The sequence below is a fragment of the Bordetella genomosp. 7 genome (assembly GCF_002261265.1).
Taxonomy (GTDB): domain Bacteria; phylum Pseudomonadota; class Gammaproteobacteria; order Burkholderiales; family Burkholderiaceae_B; genus Bordetella_A.
Genome location: NZ_NEVK01000006.1, coordinates 113,732 through 131,587, shown reverse-complemented (window position 1 = coordinate 131,587; position 17,856 = coordinate 113,732). Strand labels below are relative to the sequence as shown.

Annotated in this window: 18 protein-coding genes; 7 read left to right on the top strand and 11 right to left on the bottom strand. The window is 66.8% G+C overall.

The genetic code is table 11. The annotated features are described in order from the left end of the window. Positions 1–2: 2 nt before the first annotated feature. Together CAL19_RS11520 and CAL19_RS11515 are read right to left on the bottom strand one after the other, a co-directional pair. Positions 3–380, bottom strand: coding sequence for a c-type cytochrome (locus CAL19_RS11520; RefSeq protein WP_094796840.1), 378 nt, complete (start codon positions 378–380; stop codon positions 3–5). Beyond that, positions 377–1,615 carry a sulfite oxidase gene (locus tag CAL19_RS11515; protein WP_094796839.1) on the bottom strand — a complete coding sequence of 413 codons (1,239 nt, stop codon included), beginning with the start codon at positions 1,613–1,615 and terminating at the stop codon, positions 377–379. Before CAL19_RS11515 ends, CAL19_RS11520 begins: the two co-directional genes overlap by 4 nt. A gap of 265 nt (positions 1,616–1,880) precedes the next feature. Here CAL19_RS11515 and CAL19_RS11510 point away from each other — a divergent pair, with 265 nt between their 5' ends. Further along, positions 1,881–2,717 (top strand): class II glutamine amidotransferase, encoded by an 837-nt coding sequence (locus CAL19_RS11510; protein ID WP_026639063.1) that lies wholly within the window; start codon positions 1,881–1,883, stop codon positions 2,715–2,717. A gap of 7 nt (positions 2,718–2,724) precedes the next feature. Here CAL19_RS11510 and trhA read toward each other — a convergent pair whose 3' ends face one another. From trhA to CAL19_RS11495, 3 genes are all read right to left on the bottom strand, one after another. Continuing rightward, on the bottom strand, positions 2,725–3,381 hold the full coding sequence (gene trhA / locus CAL19_RS11505) for a PAQR family membrane homeostasis protein TrhA (protein ID WP_026639062.1): 657 nt from the start codon (positions 3,379–3,381) through the stop codon (positions 2,725–2,727). A 164-nt stretch (positions 3,382–3,545) separates the two neighbouring features. Beyond that, a complete protein-coding gene (locus tag CAL19_RS11500; RefSeq protein WP_094796838.1) occupies positions 3,546–4,043 on the bottom strand; it encodes a VOC family protein in 498 nt (165 codons plus the stop codon). A gap of 118 nt (positions 4,044–4,161) precedes the next feature. Beyond that, a complete protein-coding gene (locus CAL19_RS11495; RefSeq protein WP_026639061.1) occupies positions 4,162–4,575 on the bottom strand; it encodes a winged helix-turn-helix transcriptional regulator in 414 nt (137 codons plus the stop codon). Positions 4,576–4,829: 254 nt separating this feature from the next. On the opposite strand from CAL19_RS11495, the gene CAL19_RS11490 reads away from it, so the two are divergent. Together CAL19_RS11490 and CAL19_RS11485 are read left to right on the top strand one after the other, a co-directional pair. Continuing rightward, positions 4,830–6,101 (top strand): NTP/NDP exchange transporter, encoded by a 1,272-nt coding sequence (locus CAL19_RS11490; RefSeq protein WP_094796837.1) that lies wholly within the window; start codon positions 4,830–4,832, stop codon positions 6,099–6,101. Positions 6,102–6,158: 57 nt separating this feature from the next. Continuing rightward, a complete protein-coding gene (locus CAL19_RS11485; protein ID WP_231494550.1) occupies positions 6,159–7,070 on the top strand; it encodes an SDR family oxidoreductase in 912 nt (303 codons plus the stop codon). A 22-nt stretch (positions 7,071–7,092) separates the two neighbouring features. Here CAL19_RS11485 and CAL19_RS11480 read toward each other — a convergent pair whose 3' ends face one another. Continuing rightward, positions 7,093–7,449, bottom strand: a complete 357-nt coding sequence (locus tag CAL19_RS11480; protein ID WP_026639058.1) for a DUF1428 domain-containing protein — start codon at positions 7,447–7,449, stop codon at positions 7,093–7,095. A 135-nt stretch (positions 7,450–7,584) separates the two neighbouring features. Between CAL19_RS11480 and CAL19_RS11475 the strand changes: the two genes are divergently transcribed. Beyond that, positions 7,585–8,547, top strand: coding sequence for a GlxA family transcriptional regulator (locus CAL19_RS11475; protein ID WP_094796836.1), 963 nt, complete (start codon positions 7,585–7,587; stop codon positions 8,545–8,547). 30 nt (positions 8,548–8,577) lie between these two features. On the opposite strand, the gene CAL19_RS11470 is transcribed toward CAL19_RS11475, so the two are convergent. Next, positions 8,578–9,456, bottom strand: a complete 879-nt coding sequence (locus CAL19_RS11470) for a LysR substrate-binding domain-containing protein (protein ID WP_094796835.1) — start codon at positions 9,454–9,456, stop codon at positions 8,578–8,580. A gap of 63 nt (positions 9,457–9,519) precedes the next feature. Here CAL19_RS11470 and CAL19_RS11465 point away from each other — a divergent pair, with 63 nt between their 5' ends. Then, complete coding sequence (locus CAL19_RS11465) at positions 9,520–10,704, top strand: YbfB/YjiJ family MFS transporter (protein WP_094796834.1); 1,185 nt, start codon at positions 9,520–9,522, stop codon at positions 10,702–10,704. Further along, entirely contained in the window at positions 10,701–11,297 is a 597-nt protein-coding gene (locus tag CAL19_RS11460) for a carboxymuconolactone decarboxylase family protein (RefSeq protein WP_094796833.1), read from the top strand. The genes CAL19_RS11465 and CAL19_RS11460 overlap by 4 nt, the downstream gene beginning before the upstream one ends. Before the next feature lie 31 nt (positions 11,298–11,328). Here CAL19_RS11460 and CAL19_RS11455 read toward each other — a convergent pair whose 3' ends face one another. From CAL19_RS11455 to araD, 3 genes are read right to left on the bottom strand one after another with little or no spacing between them, the layout of a single operon-like run. Next, positions 11,329–12,318, bottom strand: a complete 990-nt coding sequence (locus tag CAL19_RS11455) for a Bug family tripartite tricarboxylate transporter substrate binding protein (RefSeq protein ID WP_026639054.1) — start codon at positions 12,316–12,318, stop codon at positions 11,329–11,331. 51 nt (positions 12,319–12,369) lie between these two features. Next, positions 12,370–13,089, bottom strand: a complete 720-nt coding sequence (locus CAL19_RS11450) for a ribonuclease activity regulator RraA (protein ID WP_432759163.1) — start codon at positions 13,087–13,089, stop codon at positions 12,370–12,372. A 42-nt stretch (positions 13,090–13,131) separates the two neighbouring features. After that, positions 13,132–14,865, bottom strand: coding sequence for an L-arabinonate dehydratase (gene araD, locus CAL19_RS11445; protein ID WP_094796832.1), 1,734 nt, complete (start codon positions 14,863–14,865; stop codon positions 13,132–13,134). Positions 14,866–14,969: 104 nt separating this feature from the next. Between araD and CAL19_RS11440 the strand changes: the two genes are divergently transcribed. Continuing rightward, positions 14,970–15,668: a GntR family transcriptional regulator gene (locus CAL19_RS11440; protein WP_026639051.1), complete on the top strand. Its 699-nt coding sequence runs from the start codon at positions 14,970–14,972 to the stop codon at positions 15,666–15,668. 381 nt (positions 15,669–16,049) lie between these two features. Here CAL19_RS11440 and CAL19_RS11435 read toward each other — a convergent pair whose 3' ends face one another. Continuing rightward, a complete protein-coding gene (locus tag CAL19_RS11435; RefSeq protein ID WP_170941540.1) occupies positions 16,050–17,849 on the bottom strand; it encodes a gamma-glutamyltransferase family protein in 1,800 nt (599 codons plus the stop codon). Positions 17,850–17,856 lie beyond the last annotated feature (7 nt).

The following is a 17,856-nucleotide window of genomic DNA, read 5'->3' as shown; positions in this document are numbered from 1 at the left end:
CGCTATGGGGCGGCGCCGGTTGCGCCCGCGACGTACCGGGCCAGCCGTTGCACGTCGTCATCGCTGAGCGTTTCGAAGGCGGGCATGACGCCCACGCCATTGCGTATCGCCTGGGCCACGCGCGCGGCGTCTGGCTTGAGCTCGTCCAGGTTCGGCCCTATGGTGCCGGTGGCGCCCGCATCGGCCAGGGTGTGGCATACCGCGCAGGCCGGTGTGGTGTCTTTGGTGAACAGCGCGCGGCCGGCGTCGGCGTCAGCGGGTTCGGCGGCGATGGCGCCTGCGGCACTGCACGCCAGGGCCGCCGCCCCGGCCAACATGCGCCAAGGCCTGGCGCGGTGGGCCGGCCCGCCCCGCCGCACCGCATGCATCGGTTGCGTCATGCCTGAGACACCGTGACCTTCAGGGCGTGGTCTCGCCAACTGGAGTTCATGTATCCGCGCACGTTCTCGACGCGTTCTTCGACCTGCACGTTGCCTTCGGTATCTTCGACGCGGCTGGCCAGCAGGTGTTCTCCGGCGGGCAGCTCCATGGCCAACGCAAACTGGCGCCACGCATACTTGCCCAGGTCGGGCCCGACCAGCGCAGCCTGTTTCCAGGTCTTGCCGCCATCGATGGACACGTCGACACGCTTGACGGCGTGGATGCCGCCCAATGCCACGCCGCGCACCAGCTGCCGGCCCGCCTTGACGGCGGCGCCGTCCGCGCCCGGTGCGGTAATCCACGACTTGGGCGTCATGGCCCACGCCGACGGATACTCGGGCCCGGGCTTGGCATCCAGCGGCGCAAGACGGTAGCTGGTCTGCTGGATCTTGGCGGGACTTTGGTCGGCGGTGAACGCCAGGCGCTTGATGTACTTGATGTTGTTGACGCCGTTATACCCCGGCACGATCAGGCGCAGCGGCCCGCCGTGGGCCAGGGAAAGCGGCTCGTTGTTCATGTCCCAGGTCAGCATGGCGTCTTGCAGGGTGTCGCGCGGCACCGAGCGCTCGACGACGACGGTGTTGGGATCGAGCCCGTCGGGCAGTTTCTCGCCGCCCGTGCCTGTCAGGTAGGCCGGGTCGCCTTCCAGGCCGCCGAGGTGCTCGACCAGCGCGCGCACCGGCAGGCCGGTCCATAGCACGCAGCCGGCCGCGCCTACCTGCCAGGGCGTGCCGCTGGGTTTGTGCGGAAAGTAGCCCCGGCCGTTGCCCGAGCATTGCAGCACGGTGGCCATGGTTTCCACGCCCAGCGTCTTGAGTTCGCCCAGTGTGAGGGTGCGGGGCTGCTTGACTCCCTGGATTTCGATGGCCCAGGCGTCGCGGTCGTCGAGTACGGATTCGTCCGGGGGCGGCAGGTTGTTGCGCACGTAGAGCTCGCGCGACGGCGTGATGACGCCATCGCCGAACGCGCTGCGCCGGGTCTCGATGGTGTTGGCGCTATGGACGATGACGCTGTCGGGGTCTTTCCAGGCGGCGTAGGGCGGCAGCGGCTTGGCAGCGGGGGCGGCGGATGGGGCCGCCGGCGTTGCCGAACTGCCCCGTGCGAGGCCCGTGGCGCCCATGCCGGCGGCAGCCAGCGCGCCGGCGCTGCCGGCCAGCAGCCGGCGGCGTGCAAGGTTGGTAAGCGGTTTTTGCATTGCGGCTCTCCGGTTGCCGCGCGCTGCCGGGGCAGGCGCGGTTTCTTTATGATGGATACCAGCCTGGCCGCATGCAAAGCCGCCGCCTGCGCGCCCCTTCGGTGCAGCACGCCCAAGGGCAGCCGTGCACCCGCCGCCGCATGCCATTATGCTGGCGGCTGTGTGTCATCATCGGCAAAGCCGGCCCATATGTCAATCGGTCGCAGGCGGGCCGATTCCTACGAAAAAATAGTTATATATCGTTCTTACTCTGCAGGAGCCGCCCATGTGCCGCTGGCTGGCCTATACCGGAAACGCGATGCAGCTCGAAACCGTGCTCTTCAAGGCGAAGCATTCGCTGATCGACCAGAGCCTGCATTCGCGGTTGGGCGCCACCACCACCAACGGCGACGGCTTTGGCGTGGGCTGGTACAGCCACGACCCCGCCGAGCCGCCGTTTCGCTATCGCAGCGTGCACCCGGCCTGGAACGACCGCAACCTGCGCGAGGCGGCGCGCGCCATCCACGCGCCGCTGTTCGTCGCGCATATCCGCGCGGCGACCGATACGCCGGCCCAGGAAACGAATTGCCACCCGTTTCGCCACGGCCGATGGCTGTTCGTGCATAACGGGTTGATCCGCAACTACCCCGTGCTGCGGCGCGAACTGATGATGCAGATCGCGCCGCGCTACTTTGCTTCGCTGGAAGGATCGACGGATTCGGAAGTGATGTTTCTGCTGGCGCTTACCCTGGGGCTGGAGTCCGAGCCGGTGACGGCGCTGCAGCGCATGGCCGCGGTGGTGGAAGAAGCGGGGTACCGGCACGGGGTCGAGCATCCGCTGAACATGACGGTATGCGCGCTGGATGGCAAGCATCTGGTGGCGGTGCGCTATTCGAGCGAGCGCAACTCGCGTTCGCTCTTTCACAGCACGGATGTGCGTCACCTGAAGCACCTGTATCCCGACGAGCCGCGCATCGCGGCCCTGGATGACGACGCTTACCTGTTGTTGTCGGAGCCGCTGGTCGAGCTGCCGGGGGCATGGGAAGAAGTGCCCGAATCGACGGCCATTGTGGCCGGCGGCGGCCAGGTGCGGCGTTACCCGTTTGCGCCGGACCGTGGCTGACGGGCCGTCAGGCGGCCGGGGGCACCGCGTACCACAATGCGGCAAGAAAATGGCACGCCGTGCCCGCCAGCACGAACAGGTGCCACACAAAATGGGCGTAGCGCCAACGCGAATCGAACACAAAAAACACGACCCCGCCGGTATAGGCCAGCCCGCCCGCCAGCAGCAGCCATAATCCGCCGGGCGGCACGTGCCGCAACACGGGATCGACGGCGATCGCCACCAGCCAGCCCATGGCCAGGTACAGCCCGATGGAAAGGGCGGGGCGGTCCAGGCGGCGGCTGGCCTTGAGCGCCACGCCCATGGCCGCCAGCCCCCACACCAGGCCCAGCAGGGTCCAGCCCCACGGGCCGCGCAGCGGCCCCAGCGCAAAGGGGGTATAGGTGCCGGCGATCAGCAGGTAGATGGCCGAATGGTCCAGCACGTTGAAGAGCCGCTTGGCGCGGCCGCGCGGCAGCGCGTGGTACAGCGTGGAAGCCAGGTACAGCAGGCACATGCTGGCCGCGAAGATGGCGGCCGCGGCCACCAGGGCGGCATCGCCGCGGCGTGCCGCCACGACAATGAGCAGGGGAGCGGCCAGCATGGCGCCGAGCGCGCCCATGCCGTGACTGACACTGTTGGCGATTTCTTCGCCCCGGGTCTGGGGGCGGTCGGCTGCAAGCATGGGCGGGGTGTCCGGCGGATGGATGATCAAACACCTTAGGTGCGGAAGACCGGGGGTGCAAGATATGGGCGACGCAGGGGTTGACGTCGAACAAGGGCCGGCCCCGAGCGCCGGCTCTTGCATCGGTGCGGCCGGGGCGCGGGGGCGGCCGCCGCCGGCCAAGCCTAGGGTGCGTCGGGTTTGCAGCCGTGGCCGCCTTCCTGGGCGAACGCGGCCTGCATGTTTTGCTGCACCTGTTCAGGCGTGAGGTCCTGCTTGTGCGTGGCGATCGACCACTTGTGCCCCAACGGGTCGGTCAGCTGGCCATAGCGGTCGCCCCAGAACATGTCGGCCGCGGGCATGGTGATGGTGGCGCCGGCCGCCTGTGCCTGGGCCATTGCCGCGTCCACGTCTTCGACATACAAGTGGAGGTAGACGGGCGAGCCCTGCAGCGCCTTGGGGCCCGCGCCCCCGCATTCGGGAAAGGCGTCGGCCAGCATGAGCGTCGAATCGCCGATGCGCAGGCAGGCATGCATGATGCGGCCGTCCGGGCCGGGCAGGCGGGCGAGCTCCACCGCGTTGAATGCGCGCACATAGAAGTCGATGGCCTGCGCCGCGCCTTCGCACATCAGGTGGGGAGTCAGCGAATGCATGCCGTCGGGAATGGGCTTTACTTGGGTCATGTTGAGCTCCGGTAGAGTGGGCCGGGATGGTGGCCCGTTGAACCTACGACGATTGGCGCGGGCCCGGATCGACAGGCCCAGGCCGGTTATTTTGATGCCATCGGGAAACAGCCGCCTTTCAGGCAGCGCGCCGGTCGAACTCGGTGCGCGCCCGTTCGATCGTGTCCAGGTTTTGCTGGGCCCATTCCCAGACGCCGCAGAACGCGTCGCCCAGGCTGAGGCCGAGGTCCGTCAGGTGGTATTCGACCTTCGGCGGGATCACCGGATATGCCGTGCGGATGACCAGGCCTTCGCGCTCCATTTCGCGCAGCGTCTGGGTCAGCATTTTCTGGCTGATGCCGCCCACGAGCCGGGACAGCTGGGTAAAGCGCAGCGCGCCGTGCTCGGCGAGCACGTCGAGGATGATCATCGTCCATTTGTCTGCCACCCGTGCGATGACCTCGTTGACCAGCGCCTGCACGCGCGGATCGGGTTTTTTTTCGCGTTGCAGCTTGCGCTGGACTTCTTTGTGCCTGGCGACGTCGATGGACATGCTTGCTCTCTTGCGGGGCGGTATTAACGGGGCGGTATGGCCTGGATGCGGCGGCGTCTGTGCATGCTGTGCCCGGATGCGGGTTTGGTCAAGCGCGGCCGTACCCGGTGCTGCCGCAATAGTTTCTTCCAGGTAACTACGGCACTTTTCGGTGCCTACTTCCCAAAAGTATGTGACCTACTTATTCTGCACGACATCACCTTCCTGGATGCAATCTCATGCCTGTTTCGTCCAGCCCGCCGAGACCCGGCGCCATGGCAAGACTGTTCAATGTAGAACAGCGGGAAGTGCCCGCCGTGGTGGCCGGGCTGCTGATGTTCTTTTTGCTGTTCACGTCTTATTTCATGCTGCGGCCGGTGCGCGAGACCATGGGCGTGGCAGGCGGCGTTCGCAATCTGCAGTGGCTGTTTACCGCCACCTTCGTCGCCACGCTGGTCGTGCTGCCGGTGTCCGGGTGGCTGGCTTCGAGATTGCCGCGCCGCACCCTGCTGCCCTGGCTGTATGGCGGCTGCGCGCTGGTGCTTGGAGGGTTCGCCGCCGGCCTGCAGGCCGCGCCGCAGGACATCTGGATCGCGCGCGCTTTCTACATCTGGCTGTCGGTGTTCAATCTGTTTGCGATTTCGCTGGCGTGGAGTGTGCTGGCCGACGTGCTCGTGCCCGGCCAGGCGCGACGCACCTTTGCGCTGATCGCCAGCGGCGCCAGCATAGGCGGGCTGGCCGGGCCCATATTGGGCGCGGTACTGGTAGGCCCCCTGGGCCACGCGGGGCTGCTGGCGATGTCGGCCGCGCTGTTGCTGGGCAGCGCGGCGGCCGCGGCGTGGCTGCACCGCTGGCGCGATGCGCACCCGGCCATGGCCGCCGGGCAAGACGAGGCGGCGCGGCGCAAGCCGCTGGGGGGCAACCCCTTTGCGGGCGCGACCGAGACGCTGCGCTCGCCGTATCTGTTGGGCATTACGGCGTTTGTGCTGCTGCTGGCAAGCATCAACACGTTCCTGTACTTCGAGCAGGCGCGCCTGGTGGCCGAGTATTTTCCGGACCGCACGACGCAGACCCAGGTTTTCGGGGCGATTGACGCGGCCGTGCAGGCCTTGTCGCTGTTCATTCAGGCGTTCATCACGGGGCGGCTGGCCAGGCGCCTGGGCGTGGGCGTGCTGCTGGTATCGGTGCCGGTTGCCATGGCCGTGGGATTTATCGCCCTGGCCATCGCCCCGCTGTTCGCGGTGTTTGTCGTCGTGATGGTCATCCGCCGGGTAGGCGAATACGCGCTCGTGCGCCCGGGCCGCGAGATGCTGTACGCGGTGGTGCCGGCCGAGCAGAAATACAAGGCGAAGAACTTTATCGACACAGTGGTTTACCGCGGCGGGGATGCCGTCAGCGGCTGGATCAAGCGCGCCATTGATGTGGTGAGCGACAGCCCCGCGGCGGCCATGATTTTCGGCGCCGTGCTGGCGGTGTGCTGGGGGCTGTGCGGTTTTTTTCTCGGGCGCCGGGAGCAGGCGCTCGAGGAGCGGCCGCCGGCCGCCTGAGCCAGGACGCCGGCCCCCACGTCGTGACCGACGTGCAACCCTGACAGGAGCTCTGTGATGCCAACTGAAACGCTGTCTTTTTCGAGCGGGATATCTCGATGGCTGCGCCGCACGTTGTTTGCGGCCACGGCGATGTGCGCCGTCGCACTGCCCGAGGCCGGCTATGCAGTCGAAAAAGCCCGCGCCACTGCGCGCGCGGGCCAGCCGACCATGCATGCGAGCGGCAACACCATACTGATCACCGGTGGCGGGTCCGGCATAGGACGCGAGCTTGCCTTGCGCTTCAATGACCTGGGCAACACCGTCATCGTGGCCGGACGCCGGCTGCAGCCGCTGCAAGAAGTGATCTCGGGGCGCCAGAACATGTACGCGGCCGAGCTGGACGTCACCGACCCCCAGGCAATCGATGCGTTTGCACGGCAGGTGGTGCGCGAGCATCCGCAATTGAACATCCTGGTCAATAACGCGGGCATCATGCGCTTCGATAATCCGGGGGCGGCGGGCGACCTGGCCGATGCCCAGGCGCAGGTTGCCACCAATCTGCTGGGCCCGATCCGCCTGACCAATGCGCTGATCGAACATCTGAAGGCGCGGCCGAATCCGGCGGTGGTGAATGTATCGTCGGGGCTTGGTTTTGTACCGCGTCCGGATGCGGCCGTATACAGCGCCACCAAAGCGGCCGTCCATTCTTACAGTGTGTCGCTGCGCGAGCAGTTGAAAGGCCGGGTAAAGGTGGTGGAACTGATTCCGCCCGCGGTGCAGACGGAGCTGACGCCTGGGCAGTCGGTGCGCGAAGGCTATATGCCGCTGGATCTGTTCATTGACGAAGTCATGGCGCTGTTCGGCCAGCAGCCCACCCCCGACGAGATCGTGGTGGAACGCGCCCGCGTGTTGCGCTGGGCCGAGCGAGACGGCCGCTTCCGGCAGGTGCTGGACCGCCTGGCGGACGCGGCGGCCCAGCAGCGCTGACGCGGCATGCATCGGGCGCGCCTCAGGCGTGCACCAGCGTGCGGAAACCGCCCCATGCCATGCGTTGGGTATCGAACACGCCTTCGCAACATTGCAGGCGCGGGTCGGCCATGACTGCAGCGTTGATGCGGTCGCGGTCGGCCCGGGACGGATACAGGATCCAGGCAAAGATCACGACTTCATCGTCGTTGGCGCGGGCGGCCTGCGTGAACGATGCAAACTGCGGGTCGGTGTTCAGGTCGTCGGCGACGCATTCGCGGTAGTCGAGCGCGCCGTGTTCCTTCCACACGGCGCCTGCCGTCGTGGCCATGGCGCGGTACGCGTCCAGCTTGTCTTGGGGAACGGCAAGCAGGAAGCCGTCTACGTATTGTTCGCTCATGGCAATGCTCCTTGGTTGGGATGTCGGCGCGCGAGGCCGAAGCGCCACTGTAGCGATAATTTTGCCCGCTGCGCATGGGGAATTGCGACAATCTAGCGGGTGGATTGCGACAGCGGCCGGGGGTATGCTGCACACATGAAAAACATTGCTTTCCTGCTGCCGCTGGGGGCCAACATCGCGTCGCTGGAGAACGCGCGCCAGGGCTTCCTGGTGGCCAACCAGTATCTGCAGTCGCAGGGCCGCGCGCCGCGCTTTGCGGTGCGCATCCTGGCCGCGACGCCCCAGGTGCAGCTGGACCAGGGCCGTATCCACGTCCAGGCCGACGCGCTGCTGGATGACGCCGGGCCCGTGGACATCTGCATCGTGCCGCCGCTGCAGGGGCCGGCGCCCGACGCGGTGGCCCGCAACGGCCCGCTTATCGACTGGCTGGCGCAGTACTACAAGAATGGCGGCGAGCTGGCATGCCTGTGCCTGGGCGCCGCGCTTGCGGCGGCGGCCGGCCTGCTCGACGGCCGGCAGGCGGTGGTGCACTGGGCCGCGCAGGCATCGTATGCGCAATGGTTTCCGGCGGTGCGCTGGGTGTGCGACCGTGTCGTCATCGCCGAGCGCGGCCTGTATACGAGCGGCGGCGCTTTTTCGGCGGCGCACCTGGTGCTGCACCTGGTCGAGAAATACACCGACCGCGATACGGCGATCTGGTGCGCCAAGTTCTTCCAGCTTGACTGGAGCCGGCAAAGCCAGCTGCCGTTCGCGGTGTTTGTGGGGCAGAAGGAGCATGCCGACGACACCGTACGGGCCGTGCAGCAGCATATCGAGTCGCGCTATGCCGAACGGCTTACCGTGGAGGGCCTGGCGCGACGCCATGCACTGGGCCGCCGCACCCTGGAGCGCCGCTTCCGGCAGGCCACCGGCAACAGCATCGTGGAATACCTGCAGCGCATCCGCGTCGAAGCGGCCAAGAAGCAACTCGAAAGCTCGCGCAAGACCGTGGCCGAAGTGATGTACGACGTGGGCTACGGCGACAGCAAGGCGTTCCGGGAGATCTTCAGCAAATATTGCGGCATGTCGCCGGTGGAATACCGCGCCCGCTACGTCTAGCAGGGCCGGGCGCGTGGGGCGGCAAAACGGCTAACTGCCCGCCTGGTGCGCAGCCAACAGATCGCGCAGGCTGCGCAACGCCGGGGATTCCTGCCCTTCGTGCCAGAGCAGATGCGTACGGCTGTGTGCCAGATGTTCAGGCAATGCGTGCGCGCGCACCGATGCGGCCGACTTCAGGCCGGCAAGGACAGAGCGCGGCACGATTGCCACCCCCGTGCCGGCCGCGACGCAGGCCACGATGGCGGGATAGGACGTGAACTCCAGTACACCAGGGGTGATGATTCCACGTTCGCCTTGCCATTGTTCGAATATCCGGCGGTATGAGCACCCTCTGGCAAATGCAATGAGGGTGACGCGCTTCGTGTCGCCGATGCCGTTCAATGAACGGATGTGCCGCGCGGTGATCAGCACCAGCTCTTCTTCAAATACCGGTTGAGAGAGCAGGCCCGGCGCATGGAAAGGCTCGGAGACAAAGGCGGCCTCGACATCGTGGCGCGTAAGCCGGCCGATCAACGCGCCGGTGGTTCCTGTGACGAGCTCGATGCGCACGGCCGGGTTTTCGTGGTTGTAGCGCGTCAGGAGATGGGGCAGGCGAGTGCCCGCCGTGCTTTCGAGCGAGCCCAGTCGCAATGTGCCCAGGAGCCGGCCTTCTACCAGCGCCGATTCTGCTTCATGCGCCAGCCGAAGCAGCCGGTCGGCATAGCTGGTCAACAGGCGGCCTTCTTCTGTCGGCACCAGGTTGCGCCCGCGTCGCGCGAACAGGTGGACGTCCAGGCGCGCTTCAAGCTGCTTGATGCGAGTGGTGACGTTGGAAGGCACGCGGTGCAGCGCCTTGGCGGCGCGCGTGACACCGCCGTGCGTGACGACGGCGCGCACGATGGCCAGATCTTCCAGGTCGAACTTTCTCATTTCAAGAACCGTAATTCTTAAATATTCAATATACAAGAATATTATGCGGAGCAAGAATGACGCATGGCCACGTCACCGGCAACCCCATCCAGCAAACAGGGCATCGCCCTGCGCGGACTCGTCGCGCTGGCCGTTGCAATGGGCATCGGCCGGTTCGCGTTTACCCCGCAGCTGCCTGTCATGCAGGCGGACTTGGGGCTGTCGCTGCATGCCGCGGGGTGGCTGGCGGGCGCCAACTATCTTGGCTATCTCGTCGGCGCCGTACTGGCGGGCCGCAGTGGGGCGTGCGCCGCGCGCTTGATGCGATGGGGGCTGGCGCTGGTCGTTGCCGGCACGGCGGCGATGGCGGTTTCCGGCCCATTGGTGTGGTGGCTGGCAATGCGCTTTATCGCGGGGGCCGCCAGCGCCTGGGTGCTCGTGGGAACGGCGTCCGTGGTGCTTGCCCGGCTGGCGGAGTTTGACGGCGCCCGGCTGGATGGCGTCGTGTTTGCGGGCGTGGGGGCTGGCATCGCCCTGGCGGGCCTGGTGTGTCACGCCGGTCTTCTGGCGGGAATGCGCTCGGCGGGTCTCTGGATGGCGCTGGCCGTGCTCGCGCTGGCAGGCGTGTCGTTCGTGTGGTCGGGCGGTCAGCCCGCGGTGGCCACCGAAGCGGGCGCGGCCCCGCATGCTCATCCCGCCAGCGGAAATGCAAGGGGCGCGTGGCGGCTGGTGCTGTGCTATGGCCTGTTCGGCTTTGGCTACATTTTGCCGGCTACCTACTTGCCCTCGCAGGCGCGCGCGCTGTTGGACGACCCGGCGCTGTTCGGCTGGGTCTGGCCCATATTCGGCCTGGCGGCGGCGCTGTCGACGCTGGCCGTCACCGTGCTTGCGCGCTGGCCGCGCAAGCACGCATGGGCTGCCGCCCAACTGATCATGGCCGCGGGGGTATTGCTGCCCATACTGGTTCCCGGCCTGTTCGGGCTTGCACTGGCTGCGCTGTGCGTGGGCGGCACCTTCATGCTGATCACCTTACTTGGCCTGCAGGAAGTGCGTCACAGGCTTGGACCCACGGCGCGTGAATGGCTGGCAGCCATGACCGCCGCGTTTGCCGTCGGGCAACTCGCCGGGCCGCTCATTGCGAATGCGTTGATGGGCGCGGGATGGCCGTTCAACGCTGCACTATGGCTTGCCGCCGCCGCCTTGGTGGTCAGTAGCGGCCTGCTTGTTTTCACCCACCACGAAGACCGCATCATCAGGAGAAAGGAATGAATGCCGCTATACATCAGGGGTTCGGCCCGGACACTACCGAGCGTTTGCCTTTGCCGCCCCAGGACAGCATGAACGATACACAGCGCGCCGCTGCGCAAGCGCTGATTGCCGGGCCCAGGAAAGGCGTGAAGGGGCCTTTTATTCCGTTGATGCGCAGCCCGGTTCTGCTTGAGCGCCTGGCCAGTGTCGGAGAGTACTTGCGTTTTGAGTCGACACTGCCGGGCAACGTCAACGAGTTTGTCATGTGTATTGTTGCGCGCGAGCTGGGCAACCAGTTCGAATGGGCGACCCACTATCCGCTGGCGATCAAGGCGGGCGTATCGGAAGCAACACTGAAGGCCCTGGCGCAGGGCGCGCGGCCGCGCTCCATGACGGACGAAGAAGCGCAAGCCTGGGCATTCACCGTTGAGCTGTTGCACCGGCACGGCGTCAGCGACTTGACGTATGACGCGGCGCTCGAGCGCTGGGGCGAGCAGGGCGTGATAGAGATCGGGGCGCTCATCGGCTATTTCGCCTGCATCTGCTGGATCATGAACATCGCCCGCACGCCCGCGCCGGGCGGTGTCACCGCTTTGGCGGGGTTCCCGGCTTGAGATCGCCGGGCGCGCCCGCCAGCAGGGGCGATCAATCGACCGTGGCGCCGGATTTTTCAACCACTTCGGCCCACCGCGGAATTTCGCTGGCCATCAGGTCGCGCAAGGCCTCGGGCGTACTGCCGACCAGCTCCATGCCCATGGTCTTGCCCAGTTTTTCCTGCACGTCGGGTTCTTTGAGAATGGCCGAGATTTCCTGAGACAGCCGGTCGACCACGGCTTTGGGCGTGCCCTTGGGCGCATAGACGGCCTGCCACGACGCCATCTGGAAGCCGGGCACCCCGGCTTCTTCCATAGTGGGCGTATCGGGCGCCAGCGCAATGCGCCTGGGCGTGGTGACCGCCAGCAGCTTGAGCCTGCCGTTTTGCAGCAGGGGCAGCGCGGCCGTCATCTGGTCGAACATGAAGGTAACCGCGCCCGACGATACATCGACCATGGCGGGCGGCGTGCCCTTGTAGGGCACGTGCGTAAGAGGCACGCCTATCGTGTCGGCGAACAGTTCGCCGGCCAGGTGTGTGGACGTGCCCGGGCCGGACGACGCAAAGGTGCGTTTGGCCGGCTCGCGCTTTAACAGGTCGATGAGCTCGGCCACGGAATTGACGCCGAGGTTGGGATCGACCAGCAGCACATTGGGCAAGGTCGCCACCAGCGATACGGGCTCGAAATCCTTTACCGGGTCGTAGCGCAGGTTCTTGTACAGGCTGGCATTGATGGCGTGCGTGCTGATGGTGCCGCCGAACAGGGTGTAGCCGTCGGCCGGCGCCTTGGCGACATACGTTGCGCCGATGGCGCCCGCCGCGCCGGGCTTGTTCTCGACGACGACGCTCTGCTGCAGGCGATCGCCCAGCTTCTGCGCCAGCAGCCGGCCCACTACGTCGGTGGAGCCGCCCACGGTAAAGGGCACGACATACGAAATGGGTTTGGCGGCCGGCCATTCGGCCGCGTGAGCGGCAAGCCCGCACGAGGCCAGCGTGGCGGCGGCCACGATCAGTGCCGTGCCGCGTCGTCGGATTGGGTTCATGAGTTGTCTCCGTAGTTGTTGGTGAAAGCGTTTGGGCCGGGGGCGGCGCGGTCAGCGCCCGTGTTGCGCGCGCCAGGCCGCGTAGCGCTCGCGAGTTGCCGGGTCGGTGGGCGGGTATAGGCCGACGATGCTGCGGCCCGCCTGGACTTCCGCGGTAACGAAATCTTCGAAAGCCGTCATCTCTTCGGCTTCGCGCGCGATGTCGTCGGCCAGGTGCGCGGGGATCACCACCACGCCTTCGGCATCGCCCACGATGATGTCGCCCGGAAACACGGCCACGTCGCCGCAGCCGATAGGCACGTTCGGGTCCATGGCCTGGTGCAGGGTAAGGTTGGTGGGCGCTGACGGACGCTGGTGGTAGGCCGGAATGCCCAGCCGCGCGATTTCAGGCGAGTCGCGGAAACCGCCATCGGTAACCACGCCGGCCACGCCGCGCTTCATCAGCCGCGTCACCAGGATGGACCCCGCCGATGCGGCGCGGGCGTCCTTGCGGCTGTCCATGACCAGCACGGCGCCGGCGGGGCAGGCCTCGATGGCGACGCGCTGCGGATGCCGGGGGTCTTCGAATACCTGGATGGGGTTCAGGTCTTCGCGCGCCGGGATGTAGCGCAAAGTGTAGGCAGGCCCCACCATGTTGGGCAGGCCAGAGGCCAGCGGATGTACGTCCTGGATGAACTGGTTGCGCAGGCCGCGCTTGAACAGCGCCGTGCACAGGGTCGCGGTGCTTACGGCCGACAGGCGGGCGCGGGTTTCTTCGGACAGGGCAGTCATGGCAATCGTGGGTCTCGTGTCGGTCGGGCCAGGCAGGCCCGGTCAGAAAATGTCGGGTTCGGCCACGGGGGCGCCGAAGCCGGTTTCAAGGAAATCGAAGTCGCATCCGTCGTTGGCCTGCAGGATGTGCTGCGAGTACATCCAGCCATAGCCGCGCTCGTAGCGCCTGGGGGGCGGTGTCCAGGCCGCGCGGCGCGCCTGCAGTTCCGCGTCGCTGATATTCAGGTGGATGCGGCGCGCGGGCACGTCTACGGTGATGAGGTCGCCGGTGCGCACCAGCGCCAGCGGGCCGCCTATATAGGCCTCGGGCGCCGCATGCAGGATGCATGCGCCGTAGCTGGTGCCGCTCATGCGCGCGTCGGACAGGCGCAGCATGTCGCGCACGCCCTGCTTTACCAGCTTGGCCGGGATCGGCAGCATGCCCCATTCGGGCATGCCGGGGCCGCCTTGCGGGCCGGCATTGCGCAGCACCAGGATATGGTCGGCCGTGACGTCCAGGTTCTCGTCGTCTACCGCGGCTTTCATGCTGGGGTAGTCATCGAACACCAGGGCGGGGCCGGTATGCTGCAAGTACTGCGGCGCACATGCGCTGGGCTTGATGACGCAGCCGTCCGGCGCCAGGTTGCCCTTGAGCACGGCCAGCGCGCCTTCCTGGTAGATGGCGTTGTCCAGCGTGCGGATGACGTCATCGTTGTACACCGCCGCGCCCGCGATGTTCTCGCCCAGCGTGCGGCCTGTGACGGTGCGGGCCGACAGGTCCAGGTGGCCGTCGGCCAGGCGCGACATCAGGCCGGGCAGGCCGCCGGCGTAGTAGAAGTCTTCCATCAGGTAGGTGTCGCCGCTGGGCCGGATGTTGGCGATGACGGGCACCTTGCGGCTGGCGGCATCGAAGTCGTCCAGCCCCACGGCGCAGCCGGCACGGCGCGACATGGCGACCAGGTGCACGATGGCGTTGGTCGAGCAGCCCATGGCCATGGCCACATTGATCGCGTTCTTGAAGGACGCATGGGTCAGGATCTTCTGCGGCGTGAGGTCTTCCCACACCATGTCGACCACGCGTCGGCCGCATTCGGCCGACATGCGCATATGGTTGACGTCGGCGGCCGGGATGGATGATGCGCCGGGCAGCGTCATGCCGATGGCTTCGGCGATGGCCGTCATGGTGCTGGCCGTGCCCATGGTCATGCAGGTGCCGTAGCTGCGCGCGATGCCGCCTTCGACTTCCGTCCATTCCTGCCTGGTGATGTTGCCGGCGCGGCGTTCGTCCCACAGTTTCCAGGCATCGGAACCGGAACCCAGGACCTTGCCTTTCCAGTTGCCGCGCAGCATGGGGCCGGCGGGCAGATAGATGCAGGGCAGGTTGGCGCTGGCCGCGCCCATGAGCAGGCCGGGTGTGGTCTTGTCGCATCCGCCCATCAGCACCGCGCCATCTACCGGATGGCTGCGCAGCAGCTCTTCGGTTTCCATGGCCAGGAAGTTGCGGTACAGCATGGTGGTGGGCTTGACGAAGGATTCCGAAACCGAAATGGCGGGCAGTTCGACGGGAAAGCCGCCCGCCTGGAATACGCCGCGCTTGACGTCATCGACGCGCTGCCTGAAATGGCTGTGGCAGGGGTTCAGGTCGGACCAGGTGTTGATGATGGCAATGACCGGGCGGCCGGCCCAGTCTTCGGGCGCGTAGCCCATTTGCATCATGCGCGAGCGATGGCCGAAAGAGCGCAGGTCGTCATGTGCCATCCAGCGGGCGCTGCGCAGGGATTCGTAGGAACGGGGCATGGAAAGGTGTCCGCCAAAAGGTGTGGCAAATTAAAACACTAATATATTAGTACGTCAATGAGCTAGCGGCGGTTACAATCCCGGTCTCATCTTTGTCTCTGCCTATGCCTACATTGAGCTTGCCTGTCGACTTGCGCCTGGACCGTTCGCGCCACGCGGCCCCGCAGGTGTTCGAGAAACTGCGCGAATTGATTGTGTCGCTGGAATTGAAGCCTGGCGCGCCCCTGGCGCGGGCCGAGCTGGCGGAGGCGTTCGGCCTGAGCCAGACGCCGATACGTGATGCGTTGATCCAGTTGCGCGACGAGGGGCTGGTGGACATTTTCCCGCAGCACACGACGGTGGTGAGCCGCATCGATATCGCGGCGGCGCGCCAGGCGCATTTTCTGCGGCGCTCGCTGGAACTGGAAATAGTGCGCATGCTGGCCGAGCGCGACGACCCGGCCTTGGTCGAGCGGCTGCGCGCGCATATCGATATGCAGCGGGCCAACCGCGGGGCGGACCGATACCAGGCGTTCCTGGACGCCGACCGGGCGTTTCATCGCGAGATGCACCAGGCCGCGGGCGTGGCGGGGCTATGGGAATTGGAGCAGCGCTATAGCGGGCATGTGGATCGGCTGCGCAGGCTGCACTTGCCCGAGGAGGGCAAGGCCGAGCGCATTCTGCGTGACCATCAGCGGATCGTGGACGCTGTGGCGCGCCATGATGCGGCGGGCGCGCAGGAGGCGCTGCGGGAGCATTTGTCGGGCACCCTCAGCCAGGTGGACGAGATTTGCGAGCGGTATCCGGAGTTTGTGCGGCGGTAATGGTGGCCGACACCCGTGATTAGTGCATCGGGTGTGTGGTGTCTGACACCCGAGGGTGTCAGACACCGGGGCAACGGCGGTGATGGTGGCTGACACCCATGATTAGTGCATCGGGTGTGTGGTGTCTGACACCCGAGGGCGTCAGACACCGGGGCAACGGCGGTGATGGTGGCCGACACCCGTGATTCGTGCATCGGGTGTATGGTGTCTGACACCCAAGGGTGTCAGACACCGGGCAAGGCCGAGCGCCTTTTTCCGTGTCCGGGTGTCTGACTCCGGAGGTGTCAGACACCGTCCGTGGCCTTGAACGCGCCAGGTGTCACGGCATCTGCCGATGCCTGCCATTGCCGCGTGCCGGATACGTCGGAGTCTGCGGCCGTGTTATCTGCCTACTGCATAGGCCTGCATCAGCCGCGGGGTTGCGGCGGCGTGCAGCAGGCCGTCGGGGTCGCGGGCGGCGGCGGTGAGGCGGCCGGTGGACCATTCCGGTTCTTCTTCGACGAGATGGCCGCGCCGGCGCAGGTCGGCGATGACGTCCGGGCCGAATGAGGCTTCGACGGCCAGATGGCCCGGCTTGCGGTCGCGCGGATAAAAGGACGACGGAAAATGCTGCGTGTGCGACATGGGCTGGTCGATGGCTTCCTGCAGGTTCAGGCCATGGTGCACGTGGCGCAGGAACAGCAGCAATTGCCATTGCTCCTGCTGGTCGCCGCCGGGCGTGCCAAACACCATGTAGGGTTGTCCGTCGCGCAGGGCCAGTGAAGGGGTGAGCGTGGTGCGTGGCCGCTTGCCCGGCGCCAGCGTGCCGGGCAGGCCCGGTTCCAGCCAGAACATCTGGGCGCGCGTGTTCAGCGGAAAGCCCAGATCGGGAATGACGGGCGAGGACTGCAGCCAGCCGCCGGACGGCGTGCCCGACACCATGTTGCCCCAGCGATCGATGACGTCCACGTGGGTGGTGTCGCCGCGCCTGGCCGAAGCACGCATGTCGGCCGGCGCGGGTTTGCCGCCCGTCTTGCCCGGCTGCGCAACTCGCGACAGGCGCGACAGCACGTCCATGACGCGCTCGACCTGCGCTTCGTGGCCGGGCACGCTTCCGGGCCGCAGCTCGTGCGAGGCGTGTTCGCCGATCAGGGCGCGCCGCGCCTGGTTGTACGGATCGGACAGCAGGTGATCCAGCGGCACACGCACGAATGCCGGATCGCCGTAATAGACTTCGCGATCCGCGAACGCCAGTTTCATGGCCTCGGTGACACGGTGCACGAATTCGGCGTCGTTGGGCCCGGCCGATTGCAGGTCCAGGCCCTTGAGCAGCGCCAGCGTCTGCAGGAACACGGGCCCCTGGCTCCAGGCGCCCGCCTTGGCGACGGTATGGCCGTGGTAGTCGTACGTGACGGGCGCGTCGTAGCTGGCGGACCAGCCCGCCATGTCGTGCGCGGTGATGACGCCTCGTTGGGGGCGGCCGCTTTCGTCCATGACCTCGTGGCTGCGCACATAGCGGTCGATGGATTCTGCCACGAACCCGCGATAGAACGCGTGGCGCGCGGCTTCGATCTGGCGCTCGCGATCGGCGCCTGCCGCTTCGGCTTCACGCAGCACGCGCCGCCAGGTGGCCGCCAGCCATGGGTTGCGAAACAGCTTGCGCGCCTGTGGCGGCGCGCCGCCGGGCAGATAGACTTGGGCCGTGGTGGGCCAATGCGTGGTGAAGAAATCTTTCAGGCCCGCGATCGTGTTGGCGATGCGGGGCATCAGCGCATGGCCGTGGTCGGCGTAGTAGATGGCCGGCTCCAGCACGTCGCGCACCGTAAGCGTGCCATGGTCGCGCAGCAGCAGCATCCACGCGTCGAAGGCGCCCGGGATGACGGCCGGCAGCAGCCCGTTGCCAGGTATCAGGTCCAGGCCGAGCGACCGATAGTGCGCCAGCGTGGCGCCGGCCGGCGTGGGGCCTTGCCCGCACAGGACTTCGGTGCGCCCCGTGCGTACCGAATGGAACACCACGGGCACTTCGCCGGCGGGGCCCACCAGATGCGGTTCGACCACTTGCAGCACAAAGCCCGCGGCCACGGCTGCGTCAAAGGCGTTGCCGCCATGTTCGAGCAACGACATGCCGGCGCTGCTGGCCAGCCAGTGCGTCGAGGTCACCACGCCGAAGGTGCCCAGGATTTCCGGGCGCGTGGTGAACATGCGGTAT